At 47.4% G+C, this 16,301-nt stretch carries 16 protein-coding genes; 11 read left to right on the top strand and 5 right to left on the bottom strand.

The annotated features are described in order from the left end of the window. The first annotated feature begins 76 nt into the window (after positions 1–76). From rhaI to ACEN8J_RS11155, 6 genes are all read left to right on the top strand, one after another. Positions 77–1,297, top strand: a complete 1,221-nt coding sequence (rhaI, locus tag ACEN8J_RS11180) for an L-rhamnose isomerase (RefSeq protein ID WP_029518451.1) — start codon at positions 77–79, stop codon at positions 1,295–1,297. Beyond that, positions 1,294–2,769, top strand: coding sequence for a rhamnulokinase (gene rhaB / locus ACEN8J_RS11175; RefSeq protein ID WP_495594504.1), 1,476 nt, complete (start codon positions 1,294–1,296; stop codon positions 2,767–2,769). The genes rhaI and rhaB overlap by 4 nt, the downstream gene beginning before the upstream one ends. 20 nt (positions 2,770–2,789) lie before the next feature. Beyond that, on the top strand, positions 2,790–3,548 hold the full coding sequence (locus tag ACEN8J_RS11170) for a DeoR/GlpR family DNA-binding transcription regulator (RefSeq protein WP_029518449.1): 759 nt from the start codon (positions 2,790–2,792) through the stop codon (positions 3,546–3,548). 252 nt (positions 3,549–3,800) lie between these two features. Continuing rightward, a complete protein-coding gene (locus ACEN8J_RS11165) occupies positions 3,801–4,529 on the top strand; it encodes a (Fe-S)-binding protein (RefSeq protein ID WP_039275138.1) in 729 nt (242 codons plus the stop codon). After that, entirely contained in the window at positions 4,526–6,046 is a 1,521-nt protein-coding gene (locus ACEN8J_RS11160; RefSeq protein ID WP_029518447.1) for a LutB/LldF family L-lactate oxidation iron-sulfur protein, read from the top strand. The genes ACEN8J_RS11165 and ACEN8J_RS11160 overlap by 4 nt, the downstream gene beginning before the upstream one ends. Further along, positions 6,039–6,794, top strand: a complete 756-nt coding sequence (locus tag ACEN8J_RS11155) for a LutC/YkgG family protein (protein WP_029518446.1) — start codon at positions 6,039–6,041, stop codon at positions 6,792–6,794. The genes ACEN8J_RS11160 and ACEN8J_RS11155 overlap by 8 nt, the downstream gene beginning before the upstream one ends. 12 nt (positions 6,795–6,806) lie before the next feature. Here ACEN8J_RS11155 and ACEN8J_RS11150 read toward each other — a convergent pair whose 3' ends face one another. From ACEN8J_RS11150 to ACEN8J_RS11135, 4 genes are all read right to left on the bottom strand, one after another. Then, on the bottom strand, positions 6,807–7,913 hold the full coding sequence (locus ACEN8J_RS11150) for a HAMP domain-containing sensor histidine kinase (RefSeq protein WP_165150818.1): 1,107 nt from the start codon (positions 7,911–7,913) through the stop codon (positions 6,807–6,809). Positions 7,914–7,928: 15 nt separating this feature from the next. After that, positions 7,929–8,630, bottom strand: a complete 702-nt coding sequence (locus ACEN8J_RS11145; protein WP_029518444.1) for a response regulator transcription factor — start codon at positions 8,628–8,630, stop codon at positions 7,929–7,931. Between the two features lie 110 nt (positions 8,631–8,740). Further along, positions 8,741–9,931, bottom strand: a complete 1,191-nt coding sequence (locus tag ACEN8J_RS11140) for an acyltransferase (protein ID WP_430025954.1) — start codon at positions 9,929–9,931, stop codon at positions 8,741–8,743. A gap of 223 nt (positions 9,932–10,154) precedes the next feature. Then, complete coding sequence (locus tag ACEN8J_RS11135) at positions 10,155–10,580, bottom strand: CHRD domain-containing protein (protein WP_495594503.1); 426 nt, start codon at positions 10,578–10,580, stop codon at positions 10,155–10,157. Between the two features lie 168 nt (positions 10,581–10,748). On the opposite strand from ACEN8J_RS11135, the gene ACEN8J_RS11130 reads away from it, so the two are divergent. The 3 genes from ACEN8J_RS11130 (at position 10,749) to ACEN8J_RS11120 (ending at position 12,998) form a co-directional block, all read left to right on the top strand. Continuing rightward, entirely contained in the window at positions 10,749–11,171 is a 423-nt protein-coding gene (locus tag ACEN8J_RS11130) for a hypothetical protein (protein WP_029518442.1), read from the top strand. Positions 11,172–11,398: 227 nt separating this feature from the next. Next, on the top strand, positions 11,399–12,559 hold the full coding sequence (locus tag ACEN8J_RS11125; RefSeq protein ID WP_495594502.1) for a rhamnogalacturonan acetylesterase: 1,161 nt from the start codon (positions 11,399–11,401) through the stop codon (positions 12,557–12,559). 115 nt (positions 12,560–12,674) lie between these two features. Then, positions 12,675–12,998, top strand: a complete 324-nt coding sequence (locus ACEN8J_RS11120) for an MGMT family protein (RefSeq protein ID WP_029518440.1) — start codon at positions 12,675–12,677, stop codon at positions 12,996–12,998. Between the two features lie 155 nt (positions 12,999–13,153). On the opposite strand, the gene ACEN8J_RS11115 is transcribed toward ACEN8J_RS11120, so the two are convergent. Further along, positions 13,154–13,342 (bottom strand): hypothetical protein, encoded by a 189-nt coding sequence (locus tag ACEN8J_RS11115; RefSeq protein ID WP_013370989.1) that lies wholly within the window; start codon positions 13,340–13,342, stop codon positions 13,154–13,156. Positions 13,343–13,660: 318 nt separating this feature from the next. Here ACEN8J_RS11115 and ACEN8J_RS11110 point away from each other — a divergent pair, with 318 nt between their 5' ends. Together ACEN8J_RS11110 and ACEN8J_RS11105 are read left to right on the top strand one after the other, a co-directional pair. Next, positions 13,661–14,824 carry a TolC family protein gene (locus ACEN8J_RS11110; RefSeq protein ID WP_495594501.1) on the top strand — a complete coding sequence of 388 codons (1,164 nt, stop codon included), beginning with the start codon at positions 13,661–13,663 and terminating at the stop codon, positions 14,822–14,824. A gap of 13 nt (positions 14,825–14,837) precedes the next feature. Further along, complete coding sequence (locus tag ACEN8J_RS11105; RefSeq protein ID WP_029518438.1) at positions 14,838–16,298, top strand: efflux RND transporter periplasmic adaptor subunit; 1,461 nt, start codon at positions 14,838–14,840, stop codon at positions 16,296–16,298. Positions 16,299–16,301: the final 3 nt, after the last annotated feature.

Raw genomic sequence — 16,301 nt, 5'->3', positions numbered from 1 at the left:
CGGAGCGATCGGAAGAACAATCCGCACGCGAAGCGATCTCCCATAACTCACTTCATTTTTCCAAGGAGGAACCATGATGAGTGACAAAGCGTACGCCTTATTCGAGGAACAACAGCAACAACGAGGCATTGACCTGGAGCGAGTAAAGGCAAAGCTGAAAGCGCTTAGCATAGAAACACCATCCTGGGGATATGGCGACTCAGGTACACGATTTAAAGTCTTTCAGAAAACGGGCGTGCCGCGTGATCCGTTCGAAAAGTTAGAGGATGCGGCGCAGGTTCATGCCGTGACAGGCTTATGTCCATCCGTTGCCATTCACATTCCGTGGGATAAAGTAGACAATTACGGCAAGCTTCGCAGTCATGCGGAAAGCCTCGGTCTGCGGATTGGGGCCGTGAATCCTAATCTGTTTCAAGACGAGGACTACATGCTCGGCAGTGTCACCAATGTAGACCCGGCCATCCGCCGCAAGGCCATCAACCATTTGCTAGAATGCGTAGATATTGCGAAGGAAACGGGCACGAACGACTTTAGCTTATGGTTCGCAGACGGAACGAATTATCCCGGTCAGGGGGACATTCGCAAACGGAAAAATTGGATGCTGGAAGCGCTCAGTGAAATGTATAAGGCGCTCACATCTGACATGCGCATGCTGATTGAATACAAGGCGTTCGAGCCAGCCTTTTATCATACGGATATTGCCGATTGGGGCATGGCGTATAATTACGCAACCAAGCTGGGGCCGCAGGCACAGGTGCTGGTGGATACTGGGCATCATCTGCCGGGAGCCAACGTGGAGCATATTGTGGCGTTTCTAATTGATGAGAAGCGATTAGGTGGTTTTCATTTTAATAGCTACAAATATGCGGATGATGATCTGATCGTGGGCTCCGCGAATCCGTATGAACTGTTCTTGATTTTTTATCAAATTTTAAATGCGGCTCAGGATGTGGATAAAGATATTCGGCATACGGTGGACAAAATTGCTTATTTGATCGATCAGTCGCACAATATTGAGCAAAAAATTCCGGCGATGATTCGTTCGGTGCTGAATGTGCAGACTCAATATGCGAAAGCGCTCCTAATTAATCATGCAGAAGTGGAGGAAGCATCGAGCCGCCAGAATGTGCTGGGTGCAGAGGATGCTGTGCGACAAGCGTTTGAGTTTGATGTGGCACCATTGCTCAGAGCGATCCGTGAAGAGCAAGGCTTACCAGCAGACCCGATGAAAGCTTACTTAGCGTCTGAGTATGGCACGCAGATTTTGCAAAGAGGCAAGGGTGGTGCAAGCTGGTGAGTATCCTCGCTTATGATTTGGGGGCAAGCAGTGGCAGGGTTCTACTCGGAGAATTGACGGATTCACGTATAGTGGTGGAGGAAATCCATCGCTTTTCGAATGATCCGGTCAAGGTTGGGGAACATCTGCACTGGGATCTGTTGCGTCTGTATCACGAGGTTCAGCAAGGATTGATCAAAGCCAAGCATAGGGGAGTGAATCCATCCAGTCTAGCGATTGACTCCTGGGCGGTCGATTTTGGACTGATCGGAGAAACTGGAGAATTGCTGGGCAACCCTTATCATTATCGGGATTGGCACACCCATGGGGTAATGGAAGAAGTACAGGAACGGCTGGGAAAAGAGTTTATTTTCCAGCGCACAGGCATTCAGTTTTTGACGTTTAATACCATTTATCAGCTGGCTGCTATGCGAAATGCGAGTTCACCGTTGCTGGAGCAGGCAAAGCATTTCTTGATGATTCCAGATCTGCTACGGTATTTTCTGACAGGTGAAATGTACAATGAGTTTTCCAATGTGACCAGCACGCAATTATATAATCCGTTGCAGCAAAAATGGGATGATGAGCTTTTGTCTGGAATCAACATTCCTCATTCCTGGTTTGGTGAGGTGCTGGAGCCAGGAAATGTTGCAGGAACGATCCGCTCGTCGGTTATGAACGATTTGGGCATTGGAGCGATTCCTGTGATTGCAGTAGCAGAGCACGATACGGGATCTGCTGTGGCTGCCGTGCCTGCGCTGGAGCGCTCGTTTGCGTACTTGAGCTGTGGAACATGGTCCCTGATGGGAACGGAAACGGCACAGCCTGTAATCAATGACGATACGCTTCGTTTTAATTTTACGAACGAAGGTGGGGTCAGTCGAACTTACAGGCTGCTTAAAAACATCATGGGCTTATGGATTTTACAGGAGGCGCGTAGGGAGTGGGAACGGCAGGGGTACTCCTATTCCTTCCCTGAACTGGTTCATATGGCAGAACAGGCTCCAGCATTCACTTCTTTGATTGATCCGGACGATGAATTATTTCTGCACGCCGGGGATATGAAAACACGAATTCGCCAATATTGCCGCAATACCCGACAGCCATTGCCCGAGACGCCGGGAGAAATCACGCGTTGTATTTTGGAGAGTCTGGCGTTAAAGTACCGTTACATTTTGGAGCTTACAGAACAGGTGTCAGGACAACGGTTTAATGGTTTACATATGGTCGGAGGAGGGATTCAAAATCGCTTGTTGTGCCAATGGACGGCCAATTCGATTCAAAAACCAGTGTGGGCGGGACCTGCAGAAGCGAGCGCAATCGGCAATCTTGCGGTACAATGGATGACACAGGGAAAGTTCGCCGATATATGGGAAGCCCGCCGGGTCATCGCGAATTCTATTTCCGTGGAGGAATATGAGCCTGCCGAGTCAGAAGCGTGGGAGGATGCCTATGGGCAATTCCGGCGGGTAGCGGGACTTTTTGTACATTAAAGATGTGGAGTGAGATTGCCATGCTGGTCGCAGAAAGATATGAGATGATTGTGCAGCTCGTGAATGAAAAAGGAAGCATACGAGTGTCCGAATTGAGTGAGTTGTGCAAAGTAACGGAGGAAACGATTCGTCGTGATCTGGACCGTCTGGAGCAGGCGGGACGACTGCGCCGTTCGCATGGGGGAGCGGTAAGTGTCAAAAACGAGCAGCCTGAAACGCCCTATGCGGTACGGGAAATTATGAACGCAGAGGAAAAGCGCAGAATTGCCGAAGAAGCGGTTAAGCAGATTCAGCCGAATGATCGTATTTTGCTGGATGCCAGCACAACCGCCTGGTATATGGCCTCAAGTTTACCGGATATTCCTTTGACGATATTAACGAATTCGATTCGGGTAGCTACAGAGCTGGCGGGTAAAGAAAAAATCGAGGTCATTTCGACGGGGGGGCAGTTGCTTCAACGCTCGCTGTCATTTGTAGGCCCGCTCGCAGAGCGCTCCCTGGAAACCTATTATGTGGATAAATTGTTTTTCTCCAGCCAGGGGGTTCATCTGGATCGCGGTATTAGTGAATCGAATGAACTGCAAGCTCGTTTGAAGCAGAAAATGGTCAGCATTGCAGACCGTGTGATTTTACTGGCCGATGCGAGCAAATTTGGGCAACAGGCGTTTACGCATGTCGTGAACCTGTCGCAGGTATCCGAGATTATTACGGATTCGAGGTTGTCGGATCCGATTCGCAGTCAACTTGCGGAGCAGGCTATTCCAGTTACGGTTGTGTGAATTTAAAAATGTCGAGGTGGAGAGTGTCGCTCCGCGTTTCATTTGCTCTTACGCTCGCTGTTGCAGTGGGATTCTTTGATGATGTAAAACACGTTTAGGTGAGAATCCCACTGCAAGCTTATGCTTACGTAGAGAGCTTTCCTTTGGAAAGCTTTTAGGCAAACGCTGACGCTTCTCCAGATTCAAATGAACCGATCCGCTGGTATCCTCTATAAAGTAATAGCTATTCCATAGACGTAAGGGGTGTTCCGTATGAAGGTATCCTTATTTATTACTTGCCTGAGTGATGCGATTTATCCCAAGGTGGGGGAAGCGATGGCACGCTTGCTTTCCAGATATGGTGTTCAGCTGGATTTTCCGAAGGTACAGACATGCTGCGGACAGCCGTCCTATAACAGCGGCTATTGGGATGAAACGAGGGTTGCTGCCAAAACAATTCTGAAAGCGTTTAACGACAGCGATTTTGTCGTATCTCCTTCCGGTTCCTGTACATATATGATTCATCATTACCCGGAGTTGTTTAAGGATGAGCCCGAATGGCTCGATTCAGCACGGAGGCTGGAACAAAAGACGTATGAGTTTACGCAATTTATGGTACAGGTGCTTGGCGTGACCGATGTGGGCGCGTCTTTTCCGCATACAGTAACCTATCATCCGTCTTGCCATGGCACACGTTTGCTCGGCGTGAAGGAGGAACCGATGAAGATGCTTGGCAGTGTAAAGGGACTGCAATTAGTACCACTTCCCTTTGCTGAGGACTGCTGTGGCTTTGGTGGGACTTTCGCGGTGAAAATGCCAGATATTTCGGGAGCGATGGTGACTGAAAAAGTGGACCATATCAGGGAGACCGAAGCCGAGGTACTGGTCGGACTAGATATGGCCTGCTTGATGAACATTGCCGGAAATCTTCGGTATCGGGAGGAGCCAGTTCGGGTGATGCATCTGGCTGAGCTGCTGTACGAAGGGGTGAAGCACGCATGACCGTCGTACACACACATTCCATGAACCAAAAGGTCAAAAAACGCGCAGAGCTGGCCCTAAATGATGATTTTCTGCGGAATGCAGTTCGTTTCACTACAGAGCGTTTGCGTAACGGAAAGCAGGTGGCTTCAGAGCAACATGGAAATTGGGAAGAATGGCGTGAACGGGGCCGTCAAATTCGTCTGCATACCATTGCCCATCTGGACTATTACTTAAATCTATTTGTAGAAAATGCCCGTGCCAACGGGGTGCATATCCATTTTGCCGATACAGCAGCCGATGCCGTACGTATTACCCTGGATATTGCTGCACATAGTCAAGCCCGTTCCGTCGTCAAATCCAAGTCGATGGTGTCGGAGGAGTTACATTTGAATCAGGCGCTGGAGGGTGCGGATATTGAGACGATTGAAAGTGACCTCGGTGAATATATTATTCAACTGGCAGGAGAGCCCCCGTCTCATATCGTCATTCCGGCGATTCACAAAAACCGCTTTCAGATTGCCGAACTGTTATCCCAAGAAGCAGGTGAGAAACTGTCCGCGGATACGACGATTTTGGCGGGCTTTGTCCGCAAAAAGCTGCGTGAGAAGTTTCTAGAAGCGGATATTGGCATGACGGGCTGTAATTTCGCCATCGCCGAGACAGGCTCCATGGTCCTGTTTGAAAATGAAGGGAACGCACGGATGGTATCCACTCTGCCCAAAACCCAAATTACGCTGATGGGCATGGAGCGGATTATTCCATCCTGGACAGATTTGGAGGTGATGGCTACATTATTGCCACGATCCGCTACGGGGCAGAAGCTGACCATGTATATGTCTGGTATTTCAGGCCCTCGGCGCAGCCAAGATGCCGATGGGCCTGACGAAATGCACATCATCATCGTAGATAACGGACGTTCACTACAGCTGGGCAATCCCGAGTTTCAAGAGTTGCTGAATTGCATTCGCTGTGGTGCTTGCCTGAATGCCTGTCCGGTGTACCGACACATTGGCGGGCACGCGTATGGCGGGACATATAGTGGCCCTATCGGTGCGGTGCTTACGCCTGCCCTTCATAGCAACATCGAAGAGTGGAACGATATTGCGAGTGCGTCCAGTCTGTGTGGTGCGTGCTATGAAGCCTGTCCGGTCAAAATACCGCTGCATGATATGCTGGTATATTTGCGCAGACGCAAGGTGGAGGCGGGACAAGGAGATAAGCTGGAAACGGCAGGGATGAAAGGTTTTGCGACCGTAGTTTCCAACTCGAAGCGATTCGCAGTGGCGATTCGGCTAGGGCAGATCGCCCAGAAAGCGATCGTCCGTAAAGGTGAAATTACCTTGAAGCTGGGCCCGTTAAAAGGCTGGAATACGTACCGTGTGGCTCCCTCTCTGGCGAAAAAATCCTTCCGTCAGCAATGGAACACGCTGGAGCATAAGCTGGAGCAGGAACGCAACGTGATGCAGCCGGATGTTCTCAGCCGAATGGAGAAGATTTTGGCAGATAGAAGTAAAGGAGGGACGCAGCATGAGTGAGCATAGTAATCCTTCTGCGCAAGCAAAAGCGGCCCATGAAGCGTGGCTTCATCAAATGGAAGAAGAATCCCGTGCCAAGCAGGTACGCTTTATGGACGGCATCGCGACGCGGCTCAAGCGTCCACGACAGACGGAGCCGCCAGTTCAGCCGTTTCGCGGGGCACCTGCATTTTGGTACGAATTCGATTGGAGCGCGGAACGGCGCATCGAGGAGTTCACTGCTAACTTTACAAGTGTTGGCGGGCATGTCGTGCGTCTGCCGAATTTGGAGCAGACCGCAGACTGGATCGCGTGCAAAGCGCGAGAGCTGGGAGCGGCCTATATCGTCCGGCAGAATGAGCCGGACCTGGATGCGCTCCAGCTGGAATCGGCACTGCCGCAAGTCCGTTTATCGGTGTGGAACACCGATCCAGTCGAGGATTGGAAGGCCCGCGCCGCTGAGGCGGATATCGGCATCGTCATCGCCGACGAAGCGGCTGCTTACACCGGCTCGGTAGCGGTGCTATCCTCGCCGGAGAAAGGCCGTGCGGTCAGCCTTTTGCCAACCGCACTGATCATTCTTCTGCCAGTAGAGCGCTTACGAACACGACTGGGCGAGATTCTAAGCCGCTTTGACGAAGTCGGGCGTGAGCAACTGCCTGCAGGCATTCATTTTATTACTGGACCAAGCCGCTCGTCGGATATTGAAAATGATTTGACGATCGGTGTACACGGGCCAGGTATCGTCTATACGTTGTTAGTGGGCTAGCGTGTAGACCGCCTAACGAGCATGATAGAGGGGAAAACGGGTTTCAAAATCTGTTTGTCTGCGATTACTCCTAACCGAAATGCGGCCATTGTGCAGCTCGGTAATACTTTTTGTAATCGCAAGGCCCAGCCCGGTGCCTCCAGTTTCCTTGGAACGTGATTTGTCCACCCGGTAAAACCGTTCAAACAAGTACGGGACATCTTCCGCAGGAATTGGGGTGCCGTAGTTGGTGCAGATTACCACCGCCTCGTCGTCTTCGCGTCCTATGGTGATATCAAGGCGTTTGCCGTCTTTTCCGTATCGAATAGCGTTGGAAAACAAATTTTCATACAGGCGTACCATCTCGTCGGTATCGGCTAGAATCCGAACAGGCTCGACGATTCGGACACGGTAGGACATGTCTGCCTGTTCCAGAGAGGGTACAAATTCCTCAGCAAGCTGAGTGAGCAATTTGCCGAGATCTACAGGCTCCAGCTCCAGTGGCAGGCTGCCACCGCTCACACGCGTGTATTCAAACAGCTCGTCGATCAGCTTCTTAAGCGTCAATGACTTTTCATAAGCAATGTTCACATAATAGCGCAGCTCAATTTCATCCCGATAGCGGTCGGTTTCAATATATTCCAAAAAACCGATCACGGATGTTAGCGGGGTACGAAGATCATGGGATACGCCAGTGATCAGGTCGTTTTTGGCCTTGGCAGAAGCCCGTTCTTCTTCCAGCAAGAGACGGAGCTTGTCCGCCATGGTGTTCATATTTTTCGCCAAGGTACCCAGCTCGTCCGCTGAAGAAACAGGAATCGTATAGGACAGGTCTCCGTCAGCAAACTCTTGCATCCCCGTCGTAATTTCGCGAAGGTAACCAATCGTATTTTTGGTAAAAAGGAAAAAGAAATAAATATATGTAGGTAGCCCGCCTACCAGCATGATCAGTGGGGACCCAATGTGATTTACGGTCCAGCGAACCAGACGGGTGCCAAAAAATGAACGGGAAGGATTCAGCCATAGTAGCAAAGATGCTCCATAATAAGACACCATCAAAATCAGTCCGGTTAGAGCGAAAGCGGCAAGGCTAAGGGCTGCCAGCTTCCATCCCAACGTATCATATCGTTTTGCCTTCAAGACGTGAATCCTCCATTAATCGAATTTTTCCATTTTGTAGCCGATGCCCCACACCGTTTTTAGATATTTGGGTTTTCTCGGATCAGCCTCAATTTTCTCGCGAATTTTACGCACATGAACCATCAGCGTGTTGTTGGATTCCAGATATTGCTCCTTCCACACTTTTTCATAGATCTGCTCCATGCTCAGCACTTGACCACGATTACGGGCCAACAGCTCGACAATGGCAAATTCTCGTGGGGTCAGCTTAATGGATTCTCCGGCGAGAGTGACCTCATGCGTAGCAGAATTAATGGAGAGTTCATCCAGTATCATTTCATGCTCCGATACAGGGGAGGAATGGGTATATTTCCGTACTCTACGCAGCTGGGATTTAATGCGTGCCACCAGTTCCAACGGGCTGAACGGCTTAGTGACGTAATCATCGGCCCCAACGCTGAGTCCTGTGATTTTGTCCATATCTTGTCCCTTCGCAGACAACATAATAATCGGAAAATGCTCGGTTTCCCTGATCTTCATGCAAGCTTCAACCCCGTCCATATTGGGCATCATCACATCAAGCACCATCACATCTATCGATTCCCGACTGATTTGCTCCAGAGCTTCCAGTCCGTCTCGTGCCATAAGCAGTCGATATCCTTCATTTTCCAAATAAATTTGCATCAGCTTAATAATTTCAGGCTCATCGTCTACTAATAAAATGGTTCCGTTATGCATGGCCCGTGCACCCTTTCTGTTCTTTCCAGCAGTATACAATATGGCGTATTATATACTTTTTTAAAGATGGAGGCTATGGACACTCTTCTCAGTTCGCTTGCTTGGGGACGTCAGCCTTTGGATAGTGCTGTTTCAGTTGAAGAAATACGGTTTTCTTGCTTGAATTGTCTTTTTTCTATTCCCGGTAGTTGACCGAACAGGATCCAAGCAAATGGTAGGAAACGGGAGATGGTAGACACGACGAGCCAAGAGCAAAGAAGTGCAAAGAAAAAACCTCCAGCGTACCACACATGAATAAGCTGCGGAGAACCGATATGTGGTGATAACTGCCGATACAGAAGCAGGAAAAACGGATGAATCAGATACACACCAAAGGACAGTGTGCCCAGACGTTCCAGCTTGCGAGTGACAAAGGAATGTTGTCGTCTATACATTAAAAAGGAAATCTGTAGTATTACCAGCGTGCTGGACAGGCTGTACATATTATACATAAGTTCGAAAACTAGCGAATTATACGAGATTCCGTACATTCTATTTTCGTACCACATATAGACATGCATGGTGGCTGAAATCAGCCATAAAGCCCAAATTGTGATCCATGTCAGCACTCCGGCAACACTTCGTTGCCCCTTATGCATCAGAAGCCACGTTTTCAGCTGTGGATAGTAATAACCTAGAGCAGCACCCAGCATGTAACAGGCTACATAAGACAGTGCCCAACTGCCCTTATTTTGCACCTGAAATAGAAATTTATTGCCAATTACAAATGACCACTGTAGCAACAGCCCAAGGACAATAGACCATTGTGGAAGTTGCCGATATCGCTGGAACAGCCACAGTACGAATGGAAATGCAAGATAGAATTGCATCATGATAAAAATATAATATAAATGGGTATACGCTTTGCCTGTCGCCAGCTTCAGAGCAAAGCTTTTCGCAAGTGTAGCTAAACTCCATGGTCCGGAACTGCCAGCCATAAGAGACAGGATGAAATAAAATAGGGAGAACATGACGTAAGGTAAGAGAATATACAGCAATCTCTGCTTATAAAAGCGACTTAAGAGCTGTCGTCCCATTGGACGATCCTTGTAGTTGTAGAACAGTACCATGCTGCTAAGCGCGATAAATACGGGGGTTCCATACTTCATCAACACATTGAGCGCATTGTATACAACATATAGGCTGGAATTTGTAAGCTGAACCGTTGCATAAGAAGTGGCATGTACCATCAAGACGGCTAAAATCGCCATGGCTCTGACCAACTGCAATTCGGGAATTTTTTCTTTGGTCGTAGGCTTCATAAGCTTCATTTCCTTTCAGGAGTGAACTGTATCTTGTTGAACTCTTTCTATTAAAAGATAAAGTTCTTAACAACCCTAAAGGGAACGGCTTAAGAAACGCTTATGAACTTCTTAACTTTTGTTAAGAATTGAGGATTTTGCAAAAATCCTGAATTAAGAAAAGAACTTCCATAGCCTCAAAATGAGTGGTATGGAAGTTCTTTTTTATACTCATGATTATTCGTTATTTGCAACGTTTGATAGGTGCGCGTCTAATTTGTCCACGAATAGCACCATTCGGATGACGGATCGTGTGGACATTGACGTAGGCATTACCCTCTCTAATTTGGCACACCAAATCATAAATGGTTCTGCCTCTGAGTGGACCGGTAAGATCACATGCACGGAGCACGCCGCTAACGACGCCTCTTCTAACGGTTATTCCAAACTTCGAAGGACCAAACAGTGTAGCAACAACAGGGCCATTTTCACCTCTTCGTCCCAGATGAATATGCGCTTCGGTTACCCGTGAGATATTGCGTACAGTCAGTTCAAAGCTTAATTGTTGGCTCGTTGGACGGTAAAGAAATTCGGCTGTTCCTGTCGCATTTGTTCTGACAGGAGGCACTTCATTAGCCCCCCTTAAGGTGGCTCTAAACTTATTAGACATGACATCTCTCCTTTCTCAGTGTTGGTTTAGTGTATTCACAGGGCTAGAGAAGGGGCTGCACATTAGCCTATTCATCAGAAGTTGTGTGTTTTACAAGTTATTCAGTCCAAGCACAAAACAAACTTTTTCATAGTCTATGAGTATCTGATAGAGAGAGGAGGAGAAACCATGGGAACATTTATTGATGGGAGAACATCCCAAAATGCTTCGACAGCCAACTCTATTGCCATTCCGATCACTCTTATAAATACGCCTCAATTGTTCGGGCAGATCGGGTTAAACACACTGGGAGCTACAGGTACGCCACGGGTTTTGCTTAAAGGAACTATATCGCTTCAACTTCCGCTTGCTTTAGTCGGAATAACGATCACTATTGTAAGAGGTACCCTGGTTACTGACCCTGTTGTTTATTCGGCCACGTCAACTTTTAGTTTGAGTTTGTTGGCTCCACAGGTTATTGCATTCTCAGCCGATGACTTTAACCCGCCGATTACGGAACAATTGGTGTACACTGCTTTTGTTTCAGCTAACCTGCTGGGTACAATACGTGTAGGTCCAGAGAGCTTTGACGGAATTTTGGTTGCGGATTAATGTAGTAATTTTGATATGACGAAATATCGCTTCATGAGGCTTCGCAGATGTAACTGCGAAGCTTTTTTGTGTACAAGACAAGTTTCAAGCTTAACGATTAAACTACTTTTCTTTTGCATAAGAATTACACAGGCATAACCCTGCAACAATGGGTAGAATTTTATGTATGCGCTTACAGTAAATATCCATTGCTTCGTACAATTAAAAATCTGGAGGAGGAATGAAGAATGGTGTGGAAAAAAGGATTGACTCATATGCTTTTAGCAGCTTTTTTATGTGGTGCAACAGGTGTGGGCATAGCTCTCCCGGCCCAGGCATCCGCTGGCGAGTACAAGTTTGATTTTGGCGGAGGTACGGTCGAAACGGGTTATACCGGAGTGAGCGCTTCGCTGTCTTATGACTTAGCACGTGGCTATGGCTTTCGTACCCCTGAGAATATGCGTAATGTCAGTGCTTCGGGGACTGGAGTGGCAAGTGATGCGGTACGTTTCCTGGTTACAGGTACGAAAAGCGAGAATACTTTTGATGTTGATCTTCCTCCTGGTTTGTATGAGGTGTCGGTTACTTTAGGAGATACCTCTCGTTCGAGTATTGCAGCTGAAGGGGTGTATCAGGTCATAAATATGACAGGGAATGGGGCCAAGGATCGCTTTCAAATTCCAGTAACAGACGGACAACTAAATCTGCTGGTTACTGAAGGCAAAGAGGGGGCGGTCTTCACACTCAGTGCAATGGAAATCAGGCAATTATCTAGCAATCCGGTTACGAATCGAACAATTTATATCGGTGGGGATTCTACGGTATGTAACTATTATCCGCTGGATAGCAGCGTGCAGGCGGGATGGGGTCAACTGCTGCCAGAGTTTGTGAACACGAATACTTTTCAAATTCGCAATATGGCGTCAGGAGGCCAAATTGCTAGAGGCTTCCATCAGGACGGTCAGTTGGAGGCCATCGTCCAATATATTAAGCCGGGGGATTATTTTATTCTCCAATTGGGCATTAATGACACCAATCCAAAGCATAACGAAAGCGAAGCAGAGTTTAAGGACTGGATGCGGGATATGATCCGGCAGGCGAAGGCTAAGGGGGCGACGGTAATCCTGTCAACTCCGCAAGGACGAGCCACTGACTTTAATGCTAACAATGTACACAACGCAGAAAATAGATGGTATAGAAGTGCTATTTTGGCGCTGGCTCAAGAGGAACAAACGCCTTTAGTCGACCTGAATGTTCTTAGCTCAGCTTATTTTACTTCTATTGGTAAAGTCGCTACACTGGTTTTGTACATGAACGGTGATACACTCCATCCAAACTATGAAGGTGCAAGGGAACTGGCACGATTGGTAGCACAGGATTTAAAAAGGCAGGGTCTGAGCGGATTCTAAATTTTAACGATGGGTTTTCCCCTGTTTTTTACATTTGTAGGAGCAGGGGTTTTTAGCATCTGTTCAGGGTGCTATAATTATTGAAAAAGCAATAGTAATACGGAGGAATTAGAACATGCAGCCTTTCACTGCCCGTGTGCTTCAAATTATACTGTTGATCCCTGAGGGAAAAGTAATGACTTACGGTCAAATTGCGGCAGAGGCCGGAAGCCCAAGAGGTGCCAGACAGGTGGTGCGGATTTTGCATACATTGAGCCAAAAACACCGGCTTCCTTGGCATAGAGTAGTCAACCGTTTGGGGGAGATTGCTTTGCAGGAGGATGAGTCCGCATCCCTGCAGCGTCTGTATTTGGAGGAGGAAGGCATACGGTTTAATGAAAACGGGCGCATTCCACTGGATCAATATCTCTATGATCCGCAGGCAGAGATGGAAGAATAGGCGCGGAACAAGCTATGCGGTTTTATATTAAATTTGATCATCATAAAGAACCGGGACAAGTCAATTAACGATTTGCCCCGGTCTTTTTCATCTAGCATACGAAGCAGATAACTAGAGGTAATCTGTTATTTATAGCATAAGATTCATCTGTCATTTTATCCGATAAGATGCTGCTGATCCCGTTGGGCAAGGTGAAAAGAAATGCTGTTCATCAGTGGTATATCGTTATTTTTCCGGGCTTCCCGGATGAGTTGTTTCTTTTTTTGTTCTGATTCACGTAAAAAGCGGGTCATCCACAAATCAGACGGTTCGTTAGTGGTTGTCATACGAGATTCTTTTATCATCTATTAACCCTCCCAGTGAGCGGCTGTTATTCTTTCTCTAGTATATGTTCCAAACCTTAATAGATGCTGTTGGTTTCCTTAAAATTAGCTGAAAATTAGGTAAAGTTAAGGTAAAAATAGGTTGAATCCATATCTGATTGGACGAAAAGTAGTATAAAGCGAGTAATCTGGAAGTAAAGGTTACAAAAATGTATTGTTTTGACACCTTGTACCAACACAAACCTGAAAGTACAATTAGAATGCAAGAGTTTGTGGAAATTTATGTCGAAAAAAACGGAAAAGATTCGAAGAATGCACCGAAAGGGGAGAGATTCATCTATGAAGCAAAAAGCGGCTGCCATGCTGCTTGTATTGTCATTATCATCAGGCTTGGCCTCCACTGTACAGGCTGAGAGTTTATCAGGAAATGTAGCATCAAGTACGTCAGTTAAACCTTCTGCTGCGGCTCCATCGAAGACATCATCCATAACGGGTCAGGCTTTACCTACATTGACACTCAAGCAGGCCGCGGAATGGGCACAGACGAACAGTTACAATACACGTACCGCCGAACGGGACGTAGAGCGCCGCAGAATGGAACTGAAAAATGCAGAAAAGGACCTGGGCAATTCACCTGTCGATTTTATAGACAATGAGTATGTTGATGATGAAACGTCATGGAGAAATTACAGTTCCTCGACGCTATCTTATTTAGCCAGCAAAAAGCAGGCGCAGTTCGCCAAAGACCAGATTTATTTTAATGTGATGAAAAGCTATCAAAGTGTGTTCGTGGCAGAGAATCAGGTGAAAAATGATCTAGAAGCGCTTGAAATCGCCCAAGCGGAGGAAAAGATTGCACTTGCCAAATTTGCGCGCGGAAAGCTGTCTGAGTATGCGAAAAACGAGAGTACACAGGCCAGAAGCCAAGCTCAGCAAACCGTAGAGCAGGGGAAAATTGCGTTGCAAAAATCCAGGGATGCCCTGAACTTCCTCATGGGACAGCCTAATGGAACTGCTTATGAATTGGTCGATCGACCCGTGTACAAGGAACCGAAGAAGCTGGATATCGAATTACATATACAACAGCTGACAGACATGAATCCAAATTTATGGAAGCTGGAGGATAGCATCAAAACTTCGGAGCTTAATGTGAGATATTTCGATTTTAACAATGGTGCTGGTGCTTATGATCTAGCTAAAATGGATGTCGATACGGCTAAGGAGGAACTCGACAAAGGTCAAAAGGATTTTGCCGAATCTCTCCGTAATTTGTATGCCACAGTTAAGGAAAATCAAAAGAAATACGTACAACTGGAAGAAAGCTTGCGTACAGCAAAAGAGGCCTTGGAATTATCACGCAAAAAGTGGGCCAGAGGTCTAATTATTGAGATGGAATTGAAAAATAATCAGTTGAAAGTGAACCAGATTGAACGGCAAATGGAAGAGCTTACGATCGAGTTGGATCAAAATGAGTATACGTTGAACAAGCCATGGAGCACATAGGGAGGAAACGGCATTGGCAGAAACGGTTTTAAATGACGCTTTAATCAAGTTACGGAGAAAACGGAGAAAAAAGTGGATCTGGACTGCAATTGTTCTACTGGTTGTCGGTGGAGGCGGAGCAGCAGTATACCTAAATTTGCCCAAAGAACAGGCGGCACCGTTGGTTCAGGATGAGAAGCTTAAAGTAGAACGCGGCGATGTGAGCGAGAAGCTGGATACGTCCGGTACCGTACAGGCTTCCAAGGAAGTGAAGTTGAATTTTACAAGCGCAGGCGAAAATAAGCTGGCAGCGGTGAACGTGAAGGCCGGAGACAAAGTGAAGAAAGGACAAGTCCTGGCTCTTCTGGACAGTTCTGAAATTAAAATGCAAATTCAGAGTGCGTCTGATACTTTGGAAATATCTAAAGCCAAGCTGGCTGAATTGGAGAAAGGTCCGAAGGCTGAGGACATTGAAATTCAGAAAACAAATGTACTTCGGGCCAAAATGGCTATCGATACAGCGCAAGAATCATTTGAGCTGGAAGAAGCCGAAAGTCAGAAGAAAACTTCCCAAAAGCAGTTGGAACAGGCGCGAAAGGCATATGAAGACCAAAAGTTTTTACATGATGCCGGGGCGGTGTCCAACAGTGAATTGGAGCAGGCAGAGCAAGCACTGGATAAAGCACAGACGGACTATGATGGTCTGGATCTGCAGTTCCGCAAAATCATGTCACAAAAACGTCGCACCATTTCAGAGGCTGAAATCGGATATCGTACGGCAATGGCAGAGCTTCGCAAAATTCAGGTTCCGGCTGATGCATCCAATATTCAAGCCTCACGGATAGAGGTTCGAAGACAGGCGACGGAACTGGAGCAGAAGAAAAATGAATTGAACAAGCTTCAGGTTACAGCACCTTGGGACGGGGTAATCTTGAAGGTGAACGGGGATGTAGGGACCAGTCCGACAGCTCCATTCATTGTCATGAATAACTCGGATTCCAACGACCTTAAGGTGGTTGTGAAGGTAAGTCAGACCGACATTGTCAAAGTAAAGAAGGGTCTTTCAGCCGTGTTGACTACCAATGCCTATCCGGGTGAATCATTTCCAGGGAAGGTGCAATTCGTGTCACCGGAAGCCTCTACGGATGAAGGGATGACGACGTATCTGATGGAACTGTCTGTTCATGACCCGAAAGGCAAGCTCAAAACGGGCATGATTATGAATGTGGCCGTTATTTTGGGAGTACACAAAAATGTACTGTTCGTACCTGCGACTGCGCTGAGATCCGAAGGGGGACAGGATGGCGTGTATGTTTCCGCTAATAATGCTGCAAATCCAGGGGCGCGCACTTTCAAGCCCGTAGAACTCGGATTTTATACGCCAGATCGAGTCGAACTCAAGTCAGGTGTAAAGGAGGGTGACACGCTTATTGTGCCTGCTCCTGAACCTCCGCCGGACCCTTCCGCTATGGGCGGCATGCAGGGAGGCTTTTAAACG

The organism is Paenibacillus sp. Paensp38 (genome assembly GCF_059491915.1).
This window is presented reverse-complemented; position numbering and strand designations above follow the sequence as displayed.